Annotated in this window: 15 protein-coding genes and 1 other RNA gene; 11 read left to right on the plus strand and 5 right to left on the minus strand. The window is 38.5% G+C overall.

Features of this window, described 5'->3' with window-relative positions; genetic code table 11:
* Nucleotides 1-160 precede the first annotated feature (160 nt).
* From lon to EHE21_RS03660, 5 genes are all read left to right on the plus strand, one after another.
* Nucleotides 161-2,521 carry an endopeptidase La gene (lon, locus tag EHE21_RS03640; RefSeq protein ID WP_075671981.1) on the plus strand — a complete coding sequence of 787 codons (2,361 nt, stop codon included), beginning with the start codon at nucleotides 161-163 and terminating at the stop codon, nucleotides 2,519-2,521.
* Between the two features lie 214 nt (nucleotides 2,522-2,735).
* The gene (gene hupB / locus EHE21_RS03645; RefSeq protein WP_036911695.1) at nucleotides 2,736-3,011 is read left to right on the plus strand and encodes a nucleoid-associated protein HU-beta; all 276 of its coding nucleotides are present in this window, start codon (nucleotides 2,736-2,738) and stop codon (nucleotides 3,009-3,011) included.
* A 476-nt stretch (nucleotides 3,012-3,487) separates the two neighbouring features.
* A complete protein-coding gene (gene ppiD, locus EHE21_RS03650) occupies nucleotides 3,488-5,365 on the plus strand; it encodes a peptidylprolyl isomerase (RefSeq protein ID WP_194951869.1) in 1,878 nt (625 codons plus the stop codon).
* Between the two features lie 291 nt (nucleotides 5,366-5,656).
* Nucleotides 5,657-6,028 (plus strand): ComEA family DNA-binding protein, encoded by a 372-nt coding sequence (locus EHE21_RS03655; protein WP_228766730.1) that lies wholly within the window; start codon nucleotides 5,657-5,659, stop codon nucleotides 6,026-6,028.
* Between the two features lie 247 nt (nucleotides 6,029-6,275).
* Entirely contained in the window at nucleotides 6,276-6,680 is a 405-nt protein-coding gene (locus EHE21_RS03660; RefSeq protein ID WP_023580858.1) for an acyl-CoA thioesterase, read from the plus strand.
* 149 nt (nucleotides 6,681-6,829) lie between these two features.
* Here the strand turns inward: EHE21_RS03660 and queC are convergent, their stop codons facing one another.
* Nucleotides 6,830-7,528: a 7-cyano-7-deazaguanine synthase QueC gene (gene queC / locus EHE21_RS03665; RefSeq protein WP_088493675.1), complete on the minus strand. Its 699-nt coding sequence runs from the start codon at nucleotides 7,526-7,528 to the stop codon at nucleotides 6,830-6,832.
* A gap of 158 nt (nucleotides 7,529-7,686) precedes the next feature.
* Between queC and EHE21_RS03670 the strand changes: the two genes are divergently transcribed.
* The 5 genes from EHE21_RS03670 (at nucleotide 7,687) to amtB (ending at nucleotide 13,611) form a co-directional block, all read left to right on the plus strand.
* Nucleotides 7,687-8,148, plus strand: coding sequence for an Lrp/AsnC family transcriptional regulator (locus tag EHE21_RS03670; protein WP_036911686.1), 462 nt, complete (start codon nucleotides 7,687-7,689; stop codon nucleotides 8,146-8,148).
* A 56-nt stretch (nucleotides 8,149-8,204) separates the two neighbouring features.
* Nucleotides 8,205-9,950 carry a SmdA family multidrug ABC transporter permease/ATP-binding protein gene (locus EHE21_RS03675; protein ID WP_194951871.1) on the plus strand — a complete coding sequence of 582 codons (1,746 nt, stop codon included), beginning with the start codon at nucleotides 8,205-8,207 and terminating at the stop codon, nucleotides 9,948-9,950.
* Nucleotides 9,937-11,724 carry a SmdB family multidrug efflux ABC transporter permease/ATP-binding protein gene (locus tag EHE21_RS03680; RefSeq protein ID WP_324187750.1) on the plus strand — a complete coding sequence of 596 codons (1,788 nt, stop codon included), beginning with the start codon at nucleotides 9,937-9,939 and terminating at the stop codon, nucleotides 11,722-11,724. The genes EHE21_RS03675 and EHE21_RS03680 overlap by 14 nt, the downstream gene beginning before the upstream one ends.
* Nucleotides 11,725-11,967: 243 nt before the next feature.
* On the plus strand, nucleotides 11,968-12,306 hold the full coding sequence (locus tag EHE21_RS03685) for a P-II family nitrogen regulator (protein ID WP_194952577.1): 339 nt from the start codon (nucleotides 11,968-11,970) through the stop codon (nucleotides 12,304-12,306).
* 12 nt (nucleotides 12,307-12,318) lie between these two features.
* Nucleotides 12,319-13,611 carry an ammonium transporter AmtB gene (gene amtB / locus EHE21_RS03690; protein WP_194951873.1) on the plus strand — a complete coding sequence of 431 codons (1,293 nt, stop codon included), beginning with the start codon at nucleotides 12,319-12,321 and terminating at the stop codon, nucleotides 13,609-13,611.
* Nucleotides 13,612-13,653: 42 nt separating this feature from the next.
* Here amtB and tesB read toward each other — a convergent pair whose 3' ends face one another.
* Entirely contained in the window at nucleotides 13,654-14,529 is an 876-nt protein-coding gene (gene tesB / locus EHE21_RS03695; protein WP_088493671.1) for an acyl-CoA thioesterase II, read from the minus strand.
* A 323-nt stretch (nucleotides 14,530-14,852) separates the two neighbouring features.
* Between tesB and ffs the strand changes: the two genes are divergently transcribed.
* Nucleotides 14,853-14,949, plus strand: an RNA gene (gene ffs, locus EHE21_RS03700) — signal recognition particle sRNA small type.
* 376 nt (nucleotides 14,950-15,325) lie between these two features.
* Here the strand turns inward: ffs and EHE21_RS03705 are convergent.
* From EHE21_RS03705 to EHE21_RS03715, 3 genes are all read right to left on the minus strand, one after another.
* Nucleotides 15,326-15,529 carry an HHA domain-containing protein gene (locus EHE21_RS03705; protein ID WP_006535062.1) on the minus strand — a complete coding sequence of 68 codons (204 nt, stop codon included), beginning with the start codon at nucleotides 15,527-15,529 and terminating at the stop codon, nucleotides 15,326-15,328.
* 45 nt (nucleotides 15,530-15,574) lie between these two features.
* Nucleotides 15,575-15,937 (minus strand): Hha toxicity modulator TomB, encoded by a 363-nt coding sequence (gene tomB / locus EHE21_RS03710; protein ID WP_099074230.1) that lies wholly within the window; start codon nucleotides 15,935-15,937, stop codon nucleotides 15,575-15,577.
* A 641-nt stretch (nucleotides 15,938-16,578) separates the two neighbouring features.
* The gene (locus EHE21_RS03715; protein ID WP_194951874.1) at nucleotides 16,579-19,728 is read right to left on the minus strand and encodes an efflux RND transporter permease subunit; all 3,150 of its coding nucleotides are present in this window, start codon (nucleotides 19,726-19,728) and stop codon (nucleotides 16,579-16,581) included.
* Nucleotides 19,729-19,740 lie beyond the last annotated feature (12 nt).

Genomic DNA, 19,740 nt, shown 5'->3' on the forward strand with positions numbered 1-19,740 from the left:
AGGGAATTTTCCCTCATTTTGTTTTTTTAATGGGTAATGCTATTGAATGTCAGAAAAGTGCCCTTATATATTTTGACAATCCGTGGAATTAATTTTATTTGGTGACATGCGAATAAAATTACCTGTAAAAGCGTTAAGCTAAAAACGAAGAGAGAGCTCTATGAATCCTGAGCGTCCAGAACGTATTGAAATACCTGTATTGCCATTACGTGATGTCGTTGTATATCCGCATATGGTGATCCCGTTGTTCGTTGGTCGTGAAAAATCCATTCATTGCTTAGAAGCTGCGATGAACGACAACAAACAAATTATGCTGGTTGCGCAGAAAGATGCATCTACTGACGAACCAGGTGTTAATGATCTTTTTTCTGTTGGTACAGTTGCCTCTGTTTTACAGATGCTAAAACTGCCTGATGGAACAGTGAAAGTACTTGTCGAAGGTATTCGTCGTGCCAAAATTACGACGTTATCTGACAATGGTGAATACTTTCAGGCGAAAGCAGAATACCTTGAAACGCCAGCAGTTGATGAGCGCGAACAGGAAGTCTTAAATCGTACAACGATTAATCAGTTTGAAGGTTATATCAAGCTGAATAAAAAAATTCCGCCAGAGGTATTAACCTCATTACATGCTATCGAAGAATCAGCGAAATTAGCAGACACCATTGCTTCTCATATGCCGCTGAAATTAAAAGATAAGCAAGCTGTACTTGAAATGTCTGATGTTACAGAACGCCTTGAATATTTAATGGCGATGATGGAATCAGAAATCGATCTGCTACAAGTTGAAAAACGCATTCGTAACCGCGTTAAAAAGCAGATGGAAAAGAGTCAGCGTGAGTATTATCTCAACGAACAAATGAAAGCGATTCAAAAAGAGTTAGGTGAGATGGATGATGCACCTGATGAAATGGAATCGCTGAAACGTAAAATCGACGCTGCAAAAATGCCGAAAGAGGCAAAAGAGAAGACAGAAGCGGAACTTCAGAAATTAAAAATGATGTCGCCAATGTCAGCTGAAGCCACGGTTGTACGTAGTTATATTGATTGGATGGTTCAAGTTCCTTGGAATAGCCGTAGCAAAGTTAAAAAAGACTTAGTGAAAGCGCAAGAGGTTCTTGATACTGACCATTATGGTTTAGAGCGTGTTAAAGAACGTATCCTTGAATATCTCGCGGTACAATCTCGCGTTAGCAAAATTAAAGGGCCAATCCTGTGCTTGGTAGGGCCTCCGGGTGTAGGTAAAACCTCACTGGGTCAATCTATTGCTAAAGCAACGGGCCGTAAATATGTTCGTATGGCGTTAGGTGGTGTACGTGATGAAGCTGAAATCCGCGGTCACCGTCGTACTTATATCGGTTCTATGCCAGGTAAATTAATTCAGAAAATGGCGAAAGTTGGCGTCAAAAACCCACTTTTCCTGTTAGATGAAATTGATAAGATGTCATCAGATATGCGTGGCGATCCAGCTTCTGCACTGTTAGAGGTGTTAGATCCAGAGCAAAACATCGCGTTTAACGACCATTATCTGGAAGTTGATTACGATCTGTCTGATGTTATGTTCGTGGCGACATCTAACTCCATGAATATACCAGCACCGTTGCTAGATCGTATGGAAGTTATTCGTTTATCAGGCTATACCGAAGATGAAAAACTGAATATTGCTAAGCAACATTTGCTACCAAAACAGATTGAGCGTAATGCATTAAAACCAAGTGAGCTGACAATTCATGACAGCGCAATTATGGGCATTATTCGTTATTACACGCGTGAAGCGGGTGTACGTAGTTTAGAACGTGAAATCTCTAAATTATGCCGTAAAGCAGTAAAACAATTGCTAATGGATAGCACAATCAAACATATTGAGATTAACGAAGATAATCTCAAAGACTACTTAGGTGTTCGTAAAGTTGACTACGGTCGTGCTGATACAGAAAACCGAGTGGGTATGGTTACAGGACTTGCATGGACAGAAGTTGGTGGTGATCTACTGACTATTGAAACAGCAAGTGTACCGGGTAAAGGCAAGCTAACATTCACCGGCTCTTTAGGTGAAGTGATGCAAGAGTCTATTCAAGCGGCAATGACCGTGGTTCGTGCTCGTGCTGATAAACTTGGTATTAATGGCGATTTCTATGAAAAACGTGATATGCACGTACACGTTCCTGAAGGCGCAACACCAAAAGATGGTCCAAGTGCAGGTATCGCAATGTGTACTGCATTGGTATCAAGCCTAACAGGTAACCCTGTACGTTCGGATGTTGCAATGACGGGCGAAATTACGTTACGCGGACAAGTATTGCCAATTGGCGGACTGAAAGAAAAGTTACTTGCTGCACATCGTGGTGGAATTAAGACAGTTCTTATCCCTGATGAAAATAAACGTGATTTAGAAGAAATTCCTGAAAATATTGTTGCTGACCTGGATATTCACCCGGTGAAAACAATTGAGGAAGTTTTATCGCTAGCCCTGCAAAACTCGCCGTTTGGCATGGAAGTTGTGACTGATAAATCACACTAAAGAGTGATATTAGTCATAAATTATAGCTAAAAAAAAGGCTGGATAAGTAATAAAAGCTTGCCAGCCTTTTTTTGTGTCGCTAATTTAATTGGGATTTTAATTAAAAATGCTGTTTTATCGGTCTTGCTATATCTAAAAAGGCTTGATATAACGACGTTTGCAAAATTTGCCATTAATGGTGAAAAATAACGCATAAAATTATGGGGATGAAAGCGTGAATAAAACTCAACTGATCGACAAAATTGCTGCAAATGCAGATATCTCAAAAGCGGCAGCTGGTCGTGTTGTAGATGCTCTGGTTGCTTCTATCACTGAATCTTTACAAAAAGGTGATGATGTAGCATTAGTAGGTTTCGGTACTTTCACTGTACGTGATCGTGCAGCTCGTACAGGCCGTAACCCACAAACAGGTAAAGAAATTCAAATTGAAGCTGCGAAAGTTCCTGCATTCCGTGCTGGTAAAGGCTTAAAAGACGCAGTTAATCAATAATAGTTGAACTTATTTTCTGCCAATTTGTTATTAGCTTAACGTTATGGATAAACAGAAAACGACTCAATTAAAAAATGAAGCGCATCTTTTTGAGATGCGCTTTTCTTTTTTTAGGTTATAAATCACGATTAAACCTTGTATTCTCTGGCGATAAGACGTGAAACTGAAGTAGTCATTTGATAGAATGACGCGTTGTTCTATAACTGAAATAGACAACAATGAATGATTCAGTGATGGGTTAAATGGTTATCGTAATCAATGAATCAAATAATGCTGTTTAGTTTTTTCTTAGTTATAGAAAGTGCGTGTTAAGACTGCGCATTAATACGGGACTGGCTGTTTTTAATGATTGTCGCGTGTCGCGACATTTTGATATTAAGCCAGCATGGGCATATTATCTTTTCGCTGTGCTCAAAATAGTCGTGTAACACCCATAAAAATAATTTTTATTTCACCAAACGGAGCCTCGTCTCGTTATGATGGACAACATTCGTTCCACTGCTAATAATCCATTTATAAAGATATTATTAGCTGTGATCATCCTCTCCTTCGTCCTAACCGGTGTGGGCGGATATCTCTTTAGTTCAGGCGTTAATGATGCTGCTGAAGTTAACGGATATAAAATTAGCCGTTCTCAATTAGAGCAAACTTATCAGCAACGTCGTGCTCAATTACAACAAGATATGGGTGAAAATTTTGCTGCTCTTGCTTCATCGGAAGAAGGTCAGAAACTTATTCGCCAACAAGCGCTTGATATGCTGATCAACCAAGCATTACTTGATCAATTTGCACAAAATCTGGGTATTTCAGCCGGTGATCAGCAAATTAGAGATGCTATTTTTGCACTTCCTTACTTTCAAACTGATGGCAAATTTGACAATAAAAAATATGTCGATTTATTGAAAGGCAATAATATTGATGCTGATGCCTTTGCAGAAGGTATTCGTCAAAACCTTATCAATCAGCAATTGAAATTTTCTATTCAAGGTACAGATTTTGCCTTAGATAGCGAAGTTAAAGAATTTGCAGGCTTGATGCTACAAAGCCGTAATGTACGTTTAGCATCATTGGACATTCAGCCATTCCTTGAAAAAGAAACGGCATCTGATGAAGAAGTGAAAGCGTTCTATGAGCAAAATAACCAAATGTTCATCGCGCCAGAGCAATTTAAAATTAGCTATATTCAATTAAATGCTCAAAAAGATTTTAATAACATCAACATTACTGATGAAGAAGCGAAGGCTTACTACGATAGTAATATTGATGAATTCACAGCAGCAGGACAAAAACAATACAGCATCTTAGTTCTAGCTGATGAAGCAGCCGCTAAAGCAGCAGAAGAAGAGCTGAAAAAAGGCGCTGATTTTGTTTCGTTAGTGAAAGAAAAATCTATTGATAGCTTCTCTAAAAAACAAAATGGTTCTTTAGGTTGGATAACTATCGGTCAAGAATTACCAGAGCTAGCTAATGCAAGTTTGACAGAAAAAGGCCAAATTTCTGCACCTGTTAAAATCAGCAACGGTTACGCAATTTTCCGCCTTGATGATGTTAAACAATCTGTTGTAAAACCATTTGATGAAGTGAAAACAGATTTACTGGCAAAAATGCGTGAAAACAAAGCAATTGACGATTTCTTCGCATTACAACAAAAAGTGAGTCAAGCTGCATCTAACGACAACGACACATTAGCTCCTGCGGCTAAAGCGGGCAATGTAACTGTTGTTAATACTGATTGGTTTGATGAAAACACCGTTCCTGCACCATTAAATAATGAAAAACTCACCCAGTTAATTTTTGGTGGTTCATTAGTGGATGAAAATGGCCCAACAGGCATGAATTCAGACATGGTGACGTTGGGTAATGACAGCGCATTTATCGTGCGTGTAGAAGGTTATAAGCCTTCAGCAAGTCAACCATTAGATAAAGTGCGTGATCAAGTCGTTATGCTAGTTAAACAGCAAAAAGCATCACAAGCAATGAATGCTCAGGCTCAAAAACTTTTAGCTGCATTGAAAGAAGGCAAAGGCGAAGAAGCACTGAAAGCGGCTAATATTTCGTTTGGTAGTGAAGAAAGCATTGTTCACTCATCTGCAACAGATGTAGTACAAACCGCTATTTTCTCTATGCCAAAACCTGCTGAAGGTAAAAAAGAGTATGGTATGACTAATGTACCTGGTACCAAAGTCGTCCTCATTCAATTAGACAGCGTAACAGATGGCAAACCAACAGCTGAACAACTAGAGTTTATGACTAATCTCTATCGTGCTCAGATGGGCGAAGAAGCGTTACAACTTATGTTACGTGACCTAAAAGATAACGCTAAAATTGAAATTTTTGATAAAGATTATCAATAATCAATTTTGAGTTATTACATTAAAAACCCAGCATAAAGCTGGGTTTTTTTATGGCGAACAGTCTTTGATAATTTAAGCTAATAACTCCATTTCTAGAAAAGTTCACATTTGAGAGCAAGTCCGACAATTTTTTGTAATGCTTCTTCTGTTCATTTTTATTTTTCCTGCTTTCTCGTAGTTTTCTTTTTATACAATTGTCGATTTATCAATATATTGGCATTCTTTTTCTGCATTCAGAAATCTCTGTTTGCTATTGAATTTAAAATTATTGAATAAAAGGAAATTATGATTATGAAGATGGATAAAAGAATGTTGTCAGGTTTTATGGCCTCTATTTGTCTTGCTTTAGGATTAGGGCTTTCTCCTCTCTCTTATGCAGAAGAAACACCGACTTCAACACCAACAGTTTCTATCGAAACTCACACCTCAGTTGATCGTGATGCAAAAGAAAATAAAGCCAATGCAGATGGTAAAGTTAATTTAAATACGGCAACAGTAGATGAATTAATGGGATTAAAAGGGATCGGAAAAGCAAAAGCGCAGGCCATTATTGATTATCGCGAGCAGTTAGGACGTTTTACCTCTATCGATGAACTTGAAAAAGTTTTTGGAATTGGTATGAAGTTGGTTGATCAAAATCGCGATTTTATCGTTATTAATTAAGGTGTTCATTCTTATACGATGTAGGTATAAGTGATAGCAAAAACGTGAATATTGATTGAAAGTCCCCGTGTTTCTCTTTGATTTTTTTGATAAGAGAAACACGTTTTCTTAGCACTTTCTGTTCTGAAAGAAAACGAAATAAACCTATATCAGAAATTACTAAATTTATTTTCTTGGCTATATTTATGGTATCGCAAAAAAACTTTATAAAAAGTTTATTAGAATAATCAAGAGGTAATAAATTGATATGAGTACATTAATTAAAGTTTATGGCTTTCATTTAGATGTTTTTGAACATGTGAATAATGCACGTTACCTTGAGTTTTTAGAGCAAGCCCGATGGGATTGGATTGAGCAACATTTAGATTTTGACTGGTTTAAGCGTAATGGCTTGGCATTAGTCGTTGCTAATATCAATATTAATTATCGCTTACCTGCAAGTTTAGGCGATGAGTTACTGATTGATTGTGACGTTGCTGAAGTGGGGATTAAAAGTGGCGTACTTTCTCAAAAAATCGTGAGAAAAAAAGACGGTGCGCTTATCTCTGATGCATTAATTACTTTTGTTCTTGTCGATATTAACACCAAAAAAGCACTGACCTTAACGGATCAATTAAGAGAGAAGCTTGAGTATGTACGCCAATCATCCTAATACAAAAAAAGGGTATTAGAGCTCTCTCGCTCAATGCTATTAGGCTAATTAAAGATGATTTAATGCAGTGATAATGCTTTGTGAATTATCACTGCATAAGCGAATAGAGCGACGGGTAGCAGTGATAATAAGCAAAGTAATTATGATGATTATTTAAGGCCCACTTTCTGTTTCATTGCCTGCATAATTGGTGTTTTATCGGCTAAGTAAGTGCTTAATCCACGTTGTCTTAAATGGCAAGCTGCACATTCACCACAACCATCACCTTGAATACCGTTATAGCAAGTTAAGGTTTCGTGACGAACGAAATCTAACTTTTTATAGTAATCAGCAAGGGCCCATGTTTCGGCTTTATCTAGCCACATTAATGGGGTGATAAATTTAATATCACGTGCAATACCTAGGCTGACAGCATGATTCAGTGCTTTTACAAATTCATCACGACAATCAGGATAACCAGAGAAATCAGTCTCACAAACACCCGTGATAACACTCTCAGCTCCAATTTGATAAGCGTAAATTGCCGCCAAAGTGAGAAAAAGAATATTTCTACCCGGTACAAAGGTACTTGGAATATCACTTTCTTCACTTTCTTTGAAATCAGGAACAGGAATATTGTCGCGAGTTAGGCTACTGATAGCGAGTTCATTGAGTAAACTTACATCTAAAACTTTATGCGCAGTTGCCCCCAGTAATTGACTAACTTTTTGTGCTACCTCAATTTCTTCTTTATGGCGTTGCCCATAATTAAATGTAATGCAATGTACTTCATCGTACTTTTCCAATGCTTGAATAAGGCAGGTTGTCGAATCTTGTCCACCACTAAAGACAACGACCGTTTTTTTCATCAGAATACTCCTGAATATTGAATTTCTATAGGGATTAGTACGCATAAAAGTACATATATTATGGCAATTTATTACCGATTTATCATTAGATGATTACTCTTATAGTAAGGGGCAGGTTATCATTATTTTTTGTAGGGGCATATTTTGAAGGAGTATCTATGTTAGATAAGATTGACCGTAAACTATTAGCGCTGTTACAGGAAGATTCAAGCCTCTCACTGAATACTTTGGCTGAGGCTGTTAACCTAACCTCAACACCTTGCTGGAAACGATTGAAAAGACTAGAGGATGAAGGGTATATTCGTAAGCGTGTTGCGCTGCTTGATAGTGAAAAAATCGGGCTAGGTCTAACAGTTATTGTTATGATTAGAACACAGCAACACAATAGCGAATGGTACGAACAGTTTGTTTCATTTGTTAAGCAAATGCCAGAAGTACTGACATTCTATCGAATGGCGGGTGAGTGTGATTATCTAATGCATGTTGAAGTAGTAGACATGAAAAGTTATGACCTATTTTATAAGCGTATGGTTAATGGCGTACCGGGTCTTATTGACGTGACTTCTAACTTCGCAATGGAAAAAATTAAATACACAACGGCAATGCCGATACCTGAATAAGGTTCATCTTTACCAACTGGCACTTTTATTTTTTGTATAACCTTAGGATTTAAGGCGTGGCTCTATTTTCACAGCTCAGTTGGTATTTCCTCAGTGAATGGCGTCGTTATGTAGGTGCCATTTTCTTATTGATGGTTATCGCAGTATTACAGGTGATCCCTCCGAAGATTGTTGGGATCATTGTGGATGGTGTCGATAACCATAGTCTGACATTTAGCCAAGTGATGAATTGGATTGGTGTGATGGTATTAATTGCCCTCGCAGTTTATCTTTTGCGTTATTTTTGGCGTCTTTGGTTATTTGGTGCATCTTATCAACTCGCAGTAAAACTGCGGATGCAAATTTACCAACAACTTAACCAACAATCCTCTTCATTTTATCACCGTTATCGTACTGGTGATTTAATTGCACGTACCACCAATGATGTTGATAAAGTCGTTTTCGCAGCGGGCGAAGGTGTACTGACCTTAGTGGATTCTATGGTGATGGGGCTTGCTGTACTTGTCATGATGAGTGTTCAGTTGAGTTGGGAACTAACACTAATTTCATTATTACCTATGCCAATCATGGCGATTTTGATTAAGCGATATGGCGATAAACTACACAGTCGCTTTAAAACCGCACAGGCACTTTTTTCTTCACTCAATAATCAAGCACAAGAAAGCTTGAGTAGTATTCGCATGATCAAATCATTCGGACTAGAGCAACAACATGCCTCTCGTTTTGATGATGTTGCAAAAGAAACTGGACGCCAAAATATGCGTGTTGCACGAATTGATGCGCTATTTGATCCTACTATTTTCATGGCTATTGGTTTTGCTAATTTACTCGCTGTTGCGGGTGGCAGCTATTTTGTTATTAATGGCAAAATGACATTGGGTGAATTAACCAGTTTTGTGATGTATTTGGGGCAAATGATCTGGCCAATGCTGGCATTAGCATGGATGTTCAATATTGTTGAGCGTGGCAGTGCTGCTTATAGCCGAATTAATAGTTTATTGGATGAAAAACTCGATATGATTGATGGTGAATTATCACCAAAGCAAGGTCGAGGTGTGCTATCTGTTGATATCAAACGTTTCCAATATCCCGAACAAACAACAGAATCACTGAAAAATGTTCATTTCACATTGTCACCCGGTGAAATGTTGGGTATTTGTGGAATGACTGGGAGTGGAAAAAGTACATTACTTACCGTTATTCAACGACTTTACGATGTGACTGAAGGTGAAATTCGTTTTCAATCCATACCTATTTATCAATTGAAACTTGATGAATGGCGAGCCCGTTTGGCAGTTGTTAATCAAACACCATTCCTATTTTCAGATACCATTGCGGGAAACATTGCCTTAGGTCGTCCTAATGCGACAAAAGAAGAAATAGAGTCTGTTGCGAAACTGGCAAATATTCATGAGGATATTTTACGCTTACCTGAAGGGTATCAAACGCAGGTAGGTGAAAAGGGTGTAATGTTATCTGGTGGGCAAAAACAGCGTATTTCTATCGCTCGAGCGCTATTATTGGATGCTGAAATTTTATTATTAGATGATGCTCTATCCGCTGTTGATGGACAAACTGAATATCAAATTTTGCAGAACTTGTCGCAATGGCGAAAAGATAGAACGTTAATTATTAGCGCTCATCGCTTATCTGCATTAGTTGGTGCTACGAATATTTTAGTTTTAAAACAGGGTGAAATTATAGAACAAGGTACACATCAGCAATTAATTTCAATACCGGGTTGGTATCAAGATATGTACCATTATCAGCAATTAGAGGCCGCGCTGGATGACGATGAATAAAAATAAATCCGTTAAAGCGCTATTACCTGCATTAAAGCGTCTTTTGACTTATGGCAAAACCTATCGCAAACCCATGACATGGGGAGTCATTATGTTGTGGGTAGCCGCCGTTGCAGAAGTGGGTGGCCCATTAATTGTTGGTTATTTTATTGATGCAAAAGTCGCCACAAATAATGTGGAATTAATGTCATCATTAGGTTTGGCGTTAGCTTTTATTCTTTTACAGGTGATAGCCGCCACACTTCACTATTATCAAGCTATTGTGTTTAATCATGCTGCCGTTGGGGTTGTGCAACAATTACGCACGGATGTAATGAGTGCGGCACTAAAACAGCCGTTAAGTGCTTTCGATAATCAACCTGTGGGGCAGTTAATTTCTCGTGTAACAAATGATACCGAGACGATTAAAGACTTGTTTGTGAACGTGTTACCGACATTATTCCGAGCGATTGCTTTAGTGGTTGTAATGCTGATAGCCATGTTCTTATTAGAATGGCAAATGGCATTAATCGCGATGACAATCTTCCCTGCCGTTATTGGTGTGATGATGCTTTATCAGCGGCTTAGTACGCCAATAGTTCGTAATGTGCGCCATTTCCTTGCCAATATAAATGATGGCTTCCACGAGGTCATCAATGGTATGTCAGTTATTCAGCAATTTAGGCAACAAGCTCGATTTGGTGAAAGAATGTCGGATGATAGCTGGCAGCATTATCAAGCACGTATGAAAGCGTTAAAACTCGATGGCCTGTTATTACGTCCTTTACTAAGTATGCTCTCTGCGTTGGTTCTATGTGGTTTATTAATGCTGTTTGGGTATCAAGGCAGTGCTGTTATTGGTGTTGGGGTTATTTATGCATTTATTAGTTATTTAGGTCGATTAAATGAACCCTTGATCACCCTGACATCGCAACAATCGATTTTACAACAGGCGGTTGTCTCTGGTGAGCGTGTTTTTGAACTAATGGATGCTCCTTTGCAGCACTACGGTTCATCATCACATATCATCACCCAAGGTCATATTGACGTTAACTCTCTGTGGTTTGCGTATCGTGATGAGCAATGGGTATTAAAAGATATCAATTTAACTATTCCTGCTCGTCATTTTGTCGCATTTGTTGGGCACACAGGAAGCGGTAAGAGTACTTTAGCCAGTTTATTAATGGGAAATTACCCTTGGCAAAAAGGGAGTATCTCTTTAGATAATCAACCGTTAGAAGCATACTCTCACGCCGCATTACGCAGTGGTATTGCGATGGTGCAGCAAGATCCTGTTTTACTGTCAGGTTCACTGCATGACAATATTACGTTAGGGCGTGAATGTGATGAATCACATTTGTGGCAGGTACTAGAGACAGTGCAACTTGATCAGTGGGCTAAAGCCTTACCTGAAGGGCTACAAACAGAACTTGGTGAGCAAGGTAGTCGCTTATCTGCTGGGCAAAAGCAGTTACTTGCATTGGCGCGTGTACTATTAATACCTCCTCGTATTCTTATTTTGGATGAGGCAACAGCAAATATTGACTCAGGAACAGAGCAAGCCATACAGAAGGCGTTAAAAGTGGTTAGGGAAAAAACGACACTGATTGTTATTGCTCACCGACTTTCCACTATTATTGAAGCCAATGAAATTGTAGTGCTTCATCGTGGTGCAATTGTCGAGCAGGGTGATCATGCTAAGCTACTCTCACAAAAAGGCAGATACTATAATATGTATCAATTACAGCAAGTCAGAGAGTCTTTACAAGAACAAGAGCCTATTGAAGTAGAATAATAACCTTAAATAAAAAATATAATTTTAAAGGGCACATCATCTTTATGTATGTGCCCTTTTTTATTTCCCGATTATCTTGCTTTGAGCAAAATAGCAGTCATCTTTTTGCACCAATTCTGTGAATTTTTCGATTTTAATTATTCTAAGTTTCGATATTTAACTATTATATCAATGGGTTAAATAATGGCATGTCTTTTGCTTTGCTATATAGACTTTGTTCTTTCAAATATCGACGAGGTTTATATGAAATATATCATCGCCATTATTAAGCCATTTAAATTAGAAGAAGCACGAGAGTTACTTTCTGAGTTAGGCATAAAGGGAATGACAATCAGTGAAGTAAAGGGATATGGGCGGCAGAAAGGACATGCAGAGTTATATAGAGGAGCAGAATACGAAGTTAATTTTCTTCCCAAAGTAAAAATAGAACTCGCTATTTGTGATGAACAACTTGAGCCAGTAATGCAAGCGATTATGCAAGTCGCGGATACAGGAAAAGTTGGTGATGGAAAAATTTTTGTTTTGGAATTATTGCAGGCAGTCCGTATTCGTACCGGTGAATCTGGTGATGAAGCACTTTAAAGGAGATATTCGATGAAACGCTTACTTTCTTTGCTATTAATGTTAGTGCTTACACACTTTTCTTCACCTGTATTTGCGACTGAAACAGTGCTTGTTGATAAAGCGGATAATGGCTTTATGTTGATATGTACTGCTTTGGTTTTCTTTATGACTATACCCGGTATTGCCTTGTTTTATGGGGGATTACTAAGAAGTAAAAACGTACTTTCATTGATAACACAAGTGATGATGATCTTTAGTGTTGTGGTCATTCTTTGGATAACTTTTGGTTACAGTTTGGCTTTTACTGTGGGTAATAAAGTTTGGGGTGGGTGGTCACTTACTTTTTTGAATAATGTCTCACTGGATTCACTATCTGGTTCAATTAATCAATATGTACATGTTGCTTTTCAAGGATCGTTTGCGGTTATCACTGTTGCATTAATTGTTGGGGCATTAGGAGAGCGCATTCGTTTTTCTGCATTACTTATTTTTACGATTATTTGGTTCACTTTTTCTTATATTCCTATTGCGCATATGGTATGGGGAGAAGGTGGCTGGTTAATCGATGATGGCGCATTAGATTTTGCAGGTGGAACGGTCGTACATATTAATGCTGCTATTGCGGCACTTGTTGGTGCTTACTTACTTGGTAATCGACGTGATAGCCAGCATACAGCGCTTAAACCCCATAACTTGCCCATGGTTTTTACAGGTACAGCTGTACTTTATATCGGTTGGTTCGGTTTTAATGCAGGCTCTGCTGGCAGTGCAAATGCAATTGCGGCTTTAGCGTTTTTAAATACAGTCATTGCAACCGCAGGAGCCGTGCTTTCTTGGACTGCGTCAGAATGGATCACCAGAGGCAAACCTTCTATGTTAGGCAGTTGTTCAGGCTGTATTGCAGGGTTAGTGGCGATTACGCCTGCTGCTGGCACGGTCGGAGTGATGGGCGCTTTATTTATTGGTGTCATGGGAGGAATTATTGGGCTTTGGGGAGTTGTTGTTTTAAAGCGCTGGTTAAAAGCTGATGATGTTTGTGATGTTTTTGGTATTCATGGTACTTGCGGTATTGCAGGTTGTCTATTAACGGGGGTATTTACGGCTTCATTTTTAGGTGGTGTGGGATATAGTGATGATATGACACTGATTAAACAGGTTTTAATTCAATTTATGAGTGTTGTGATCACTGTGATTTGGTCTGGTATTGTCGCTTATATCAGTTTTAAAATCGCCGATAAGCTGGTGGGTTTACGTGTTTCAGAAGAGGAAGAGCATGATGGATTAGATTTAACAACTCATGGTGAAAGAGCTTATCAACAGTAATTGTCTATTCCCCCTCTTTTGAGGGGGGAATATGCCAAGATATTATTTTGAATGTTTAGTACGTTTTTGGCGAATAACCCCTTCTTGAACAGAAGACGCCACTAGCTGACCATTTGTATTAAAGAATTTACCTCTCACAAATCCTCTACCGCCTGATGCTGAAGGGCTTTCGATCACATAAAGCAACCAATCATCCACTCGGAATGGACGATGAAACCACATAGAATGGTCAATGGTAGCAACTTGCAGACTTGTATCCATAAAGCCTAAACCATAAGGTTGGAGAGCGGTTGGTAAAAAGTCAAAGTCAGAAACATAGCCAAGCAAGTATTGATGCAAGAAAGGATCTGATGGCATTTCACCACGGCTACGATACCAAACATAGCGTTCAGCAGGCGCTTTAGAGTAGCCAAAAGGGCTAAAATATTGCACTGGACGCGCCTCAAAAGGCGTTTCTCGTAGCGCTAAAGATTTAATCGGTTCAGGTAATTTAGGCGCTAATTTCTTTAAAATCTCATGTTGTGAGATAAGTTCATTTGGAAAAGGAACATCAGGCATTGCATCTTGATGTTCAAAACCTTCTTCAAATTCTTGAAAAGAAACCGTCATATAAAAAATAGGTTTACCATGCTGAATAGCACTGACTCTACGAGTGCTAAATGAGCCGCCATCACGGATAAATTCCACATCATAAACAATAGGCTTATGGCTATCACCAGGACGTAAAAAGTAGCTATGAAATGAGTTGATATAACGGTTATCAGCAATTGTCTGTTTTGCAGCGTATAGTGCTTGGCCTACAACTTGCCCACCAAAAACTTGAGGTAATCCTAAATCTTCGCTTTGACCTCTAAATAGACCTTCTTCTATTTTTTCAAGCGCCATCAAATTGATGAGATCTTTCAATGCCTGACTCATAGTGTACCTGTATCATTAGATCTGGTTATTTTTTATAAAGTTGATTATATACAATCCTAAGAAGATAAAAAATAATCTCCTTTTTTCTCTTAGATCGCAATCTAGTGATAAACGCACAGAGTTGCTGGAGATTATTATTTATCAGCTTATTGAATACTTTTTGATGAATTTATGAGAGGCAAAAAGAGCGTTAAAGGCAATTGAATAATCAGCGAGTGTAGATTTGGGTAATTAATCATCACTTAGGTTTGCTTTCCTTGCTATTTAAGTCAGTTTAAAACATAATGCGTGACGTCTTAGCAATAAGACAATCTATGGGGTCTTGTTGGTTCTCCCGCAACGCTAACTTGTTAACTCGGTCAGGTCCGGAAGGAAGCAGCCATGGCAGGTGTCGCGTGTGCCGGGATGTCGCTGGCAAGGCCCCACCCAATTTCTAGCCCTTCATAAATGTTATCCTCTAAGAATTTTATCCCTCTTTCTAATATTTTTACTCTTTATCAGTATGTTTTTAGCCCCATTCTCTGTGGGCTTGAGAGTCGATATTATTAAATAGAAAATAGTGTGCTTAATGTATCAATTATTATTGGGAAATCTGCGACAGTGTTTATAAATGGAAAGAATATTTGGGCAAAGCAGTGCAGTCATGCCGTAATAAGTCAACGGCATGATGGTGTGTAATCATTCTACTGATAAGAAAACGTGAATAAAACGATATCTAAATTAAGAACTAATAACCCTACTACTATAAAAAATAAAAATAGCAAAAATAAAACTAAGGCAATTAAATAGAACTAGATTATCTTACAAATTTCCAAACAGACGCTGGAATTTTATCATATAGCTTATTCATTGTGAGTTCTGCTAAACGGTGGTCTGCGGCTGAATAAAACAGCTCCAGCTCATCATCAGAGAGTTCATATTTGTTTTTTTCAATCACACGTTCTAATGTCTCGATTGAAGTACATTTTCTTAAACGCATTAGATAGTCTGTCTTAGTCATGTTGTCTTTTCTCTATTATTAAAATAAAACTAAAGATAATTAAAATTACTTAATATAACTTTTCGGGTTTTTGGCAATGAGAGTTAAAAGTGATTGGTTTAACTCTTTCCAATTATTGATATCTGAGTAAGAAATTGATGTATTACCAAATAAACGATAAGTCTCTTCAAGGTACTCTTCTATAAGCGTGTTAATTACATGTTTATCTGGGTGTTTAATCTTAAATTTCCAACTGAAGTCCATAATGTGTTCAATTAAGACATTAAGGTCAACGCTTTTTGTGCTACTCAGATCATTGTGCCAAACTGTGCTGCCTTTATCTAATGAGCCTAAAGCTTGCTGTAATAGCTCTTCGCATAGAAACGACAATTCGGCTAAATCTACTTTTTCTGGTGAATATTCGTCCATAACATATCGTAATTGAATTAATAGAAAATATTCATTAATAATGATAAATACTTAAAGATGAGCTTATTAATAGGATACATCACATAATTCATTAATGGATTAATAAAAAACATAAATTTGAAAATGGGTGTTTATATTTACTCGTATGCTAAAAGAGTTTAATAATTATATTTATTATTTCTAACAAAGTAATAGCATATCGAAAGACAATACTAAACACTCAATTACACACAAATGAGTTTAAAATTTATACAGTAAGTATTTCTTTGCTTAATATAGCACTATTATTGCATAAGTCACTATCTGAACAACAGAATTTTGTCTATTTTCGTAAAAATCGAGAAACCCCAATTAAAGACTATTCTTCTTAACGTGATGATTATCTTTGTTTTTATTGTTATTTGAATGTTTAAGCGTGTAAATGAGGCATAATTATCGCTGTTATTTATAAATAACAGAGCTGTTTAATTTTGACAAAAAGTCGCATATAAGAAAAAAAATAAAATGAATTTATTGATTAAAGAGATATTTCCTAAAAATAATATAATGAGATAAGTTTTCATTTTAAACAATACATCAACAGATAAAGAAAAAGGTCGCTTTCGCGACCTTTTTGGCATTTTTACTCAAATTCATTCAAATTAGTGTGAATGATTTGGATGCTCTAAATCTTCATTTTTCTTCGCGAATCGTCTACGGATCACGACGAAGAAAATAGGAACGAAGTAGATAGCAAGGGAAGTTGCGGCAATCATACCACCGAATACACCTGTACCTACTGAGTTCTGAGCACCAGAACCTGCACCGTTACTTAATACTAGAGGAATAACCCCTAACATAAAGGCCAGTGAAGTCATTAGAATTGGACGTAGACGCATTCTAACAGAGTCTAGCGTTGCTTCTATGAGTCCTTTACCTTCTTTCTCCATCAAGTCTTTGGCGAATTCAACAATCAAGATTGCGTTTTTCGCCGATAACCCAATGGTTGTTAAGAGCCCAACCTTAAAGTAAACGTCGTTCTCAAGGCCTCTTATTGATGTTAATGCAAGCGCACCAATAACACCGAGTGGAACGACTAACATAACAGAGAATGGTACTGACCAGCTTTCATAAAGAGCAGCAAGACAGAGGAATACAACTATCAAGGAAATGGTATACAGCGCAGGCGCTTGGTTACCCGATAAACGTTCTTGATATGACATTCCTGTCCATTCATAACCGATACCGCTTGGTAATTTACTTGCGAGATCTTCCATCATCAGCATTGCGTCACCACTACTTTGACCTGGTGTTGCACTACCTTGAATTTGAACTGCTGGTAAACCGTTATAACGCTCTAAACGAGGAGAGCCGTATAACCAAGGATCTTTACTTGTATCAATGAACGATGAGAATGGAACCATCTGACCGACATTGTTACGAACATAAAGATTACCGATATCTTGTGGCAACATACGGAATTCAGATCCCGCTTGAACGTAAACTTTCTTAACACGACCGCGGTCGATAAAGTCGTTTACATAGCTACCACCAAACATTGTACCTAATGTTGAATAGATATCGCTCACTGCAACGCCTTGAGCTTGTGCTTTTTCTAGATCGATATACAGACGATACTGTGAAGTATCTTCCTGACCGTTAGGACGCACACCCATTAACATTTGAGGCTGTTGTGCTGCCATTCCAAGTAGTTGATTTCGAGCTTCCATGAGTTTTTCGTGACCGAGGTTAGCTTTATCCACTAACTCGAATTCGAAACCACCCGCAGAGCCTAACTCAACAATCGCTGGAATATTAAATGAGTAAACAAAGGCTTCCTTAATTTGGGATAATGCCATATTGGCACGACCTACAATTGCGGGAACTTTGTCTTCATCTGCTTTACGTTCATCCCAATCGTTCAATACAACGAAAACCAGACCCATATTTTGACCTTGACCACCGAAGCCGAAGCCACTAACGGTAAAGACAGATTTAACGAGTTCTTTTTCATCGGTATTGAAGTAGTCGTTTACTCTTTCTAATACGTCTTGCGTTTGTTCTTGCGTTGAACCAGCTGGCAACTGAACCATTGTCAGTAATACACCTTGGTCTTCTTCAGGTAAGAACGATGCAGGTAAGCGAATAAACATTAATGCCATACCCGCTACTAATAAAACGTAAATCAATAAGTAACGACCAGTACCACGAAGTGTACGGGATACGCTGTCAGTATAGTGATGGCTACTCTTTTCAAAGGTACGGTTAAACCAACCAAAGAAACCAGTTTGCACACCATGACTGCCTTTCGGTACAGGTTTTAACATGGTTGCACAAAGTGCAGGTGTTAAAATCAAGGCAACGAAAACAGACAGAACCATTGCTGATACGATGGTGATAGAGAACTGGCGATAAATCGCACCTGTTGAACCACCAAAGAATGCCATTGGAATAAATACCGCAGAAAGTACAAGGGCGATACCGACCAATGCACTTTGGATTTGTCCCATGGATTTACGTGTTGCTTCTTTAGGTGATAAACCTTCTTCTTGCATAACACGTTCGACGTTTTCTACCACAACGATGGCGTCATCCACCAGAAGCCCGATGGCAAGTACCATCGCGAACATCGTCAAGGTATTTATCGAATAACCGAACGCTGAGAGTATGGCGAAGGTACCTAATAATACAACAGGTACTGCAATTGTTGGGATTAACGTAGCACGGAAGTTCTGTAAGAACAGATACATAACTACGAATACCAGCATGATAGCTTCAACAAGCGTTTTTACCACTTCAAAAATAGAGATCTTAACGAATGGCGTTGTATCATAAGGATAAACGACCTCTAATCCTGCAGGGAAGAACGGCTCCATTTCAGCTAATGCAGCACGCACAGCGGTGGCTGTATCTAATGCGTTAGCACCCGTTGCTAATTTAATACCGATACCAGAAGCAGGTAAGCCATTAAAGCGAGCAATGGTACTATAGCTTTCAGCACCCATTTCAACTACACCGAGATCTTTTAGCTTAACCTGAGAGCCGTCTGTGTTGACCTTCATCAGGATATCGCTAAATTGCTCTGCGTTATTGAGTCGAGTTTGAGCAATGATTGATACGTTTAAACGCTGACCAGGAACAGGAGGTGTACCCCCTAATTGACCTGCTGCCACTTGGTTATTTTGCGCTCTAATTGCACCAATAACGTCAAGTGTTGTCATGTTGTATTTCACCAATTTATCTGGATCTAACCAAATACGCATTGCGTATTGGGTACCAAATAATTGGGTTTCACCCACGCCAGTTACACGGCTTAACGGGTCTTTAATCGTTGCACCCACATAGTCTGCAATATCATCTTGTGACATTGAGCCGTCACTTGAGATGAACCCTGCAACCATCAAGAATGAACTTGAGGATTTATCAACACTAATCCCTTGTTGTTGCACTTCCTGAGGTAATAACGGCATGGCAAGTTGCAGTTTATTCTGCACCTGTACTTGCGCGATATCAGGGTCAGTACCTGCTTCAAAGGTCAGAGTGATATTCATCATACCTGCTGAGTCACTGGTCGCAGACATATACACCATGTTATCGATACCATTCATATTCTGTTCGATAACTTGGGTAACAGTGTTCTGCACAGTGGTGGCGTCAGCACCAGGATAAACCGCAGAGATAGAAATCGCTGGCGGCGCAATCGTTGGATACTGGGCAACAGGCAGTTTGATGAGTGCCAGAAGACCTGCGAGCATGGTAATTATCGCAATTACCCACGCAAATATCGGTCTATCTATAAAAAACTTAGGCATGGATCACCGACT

This window comes from Proteus sp. GOKU, from assembly GCF_015475555.1.
In the GTDB taxonomy this organism is placed as follows: Bacteria; Pseudomonadota; Gammaproteobacteria; order Enterobacterales; family Enterobacteriaceae; genus Proteus; species Proteus mirabilis_B.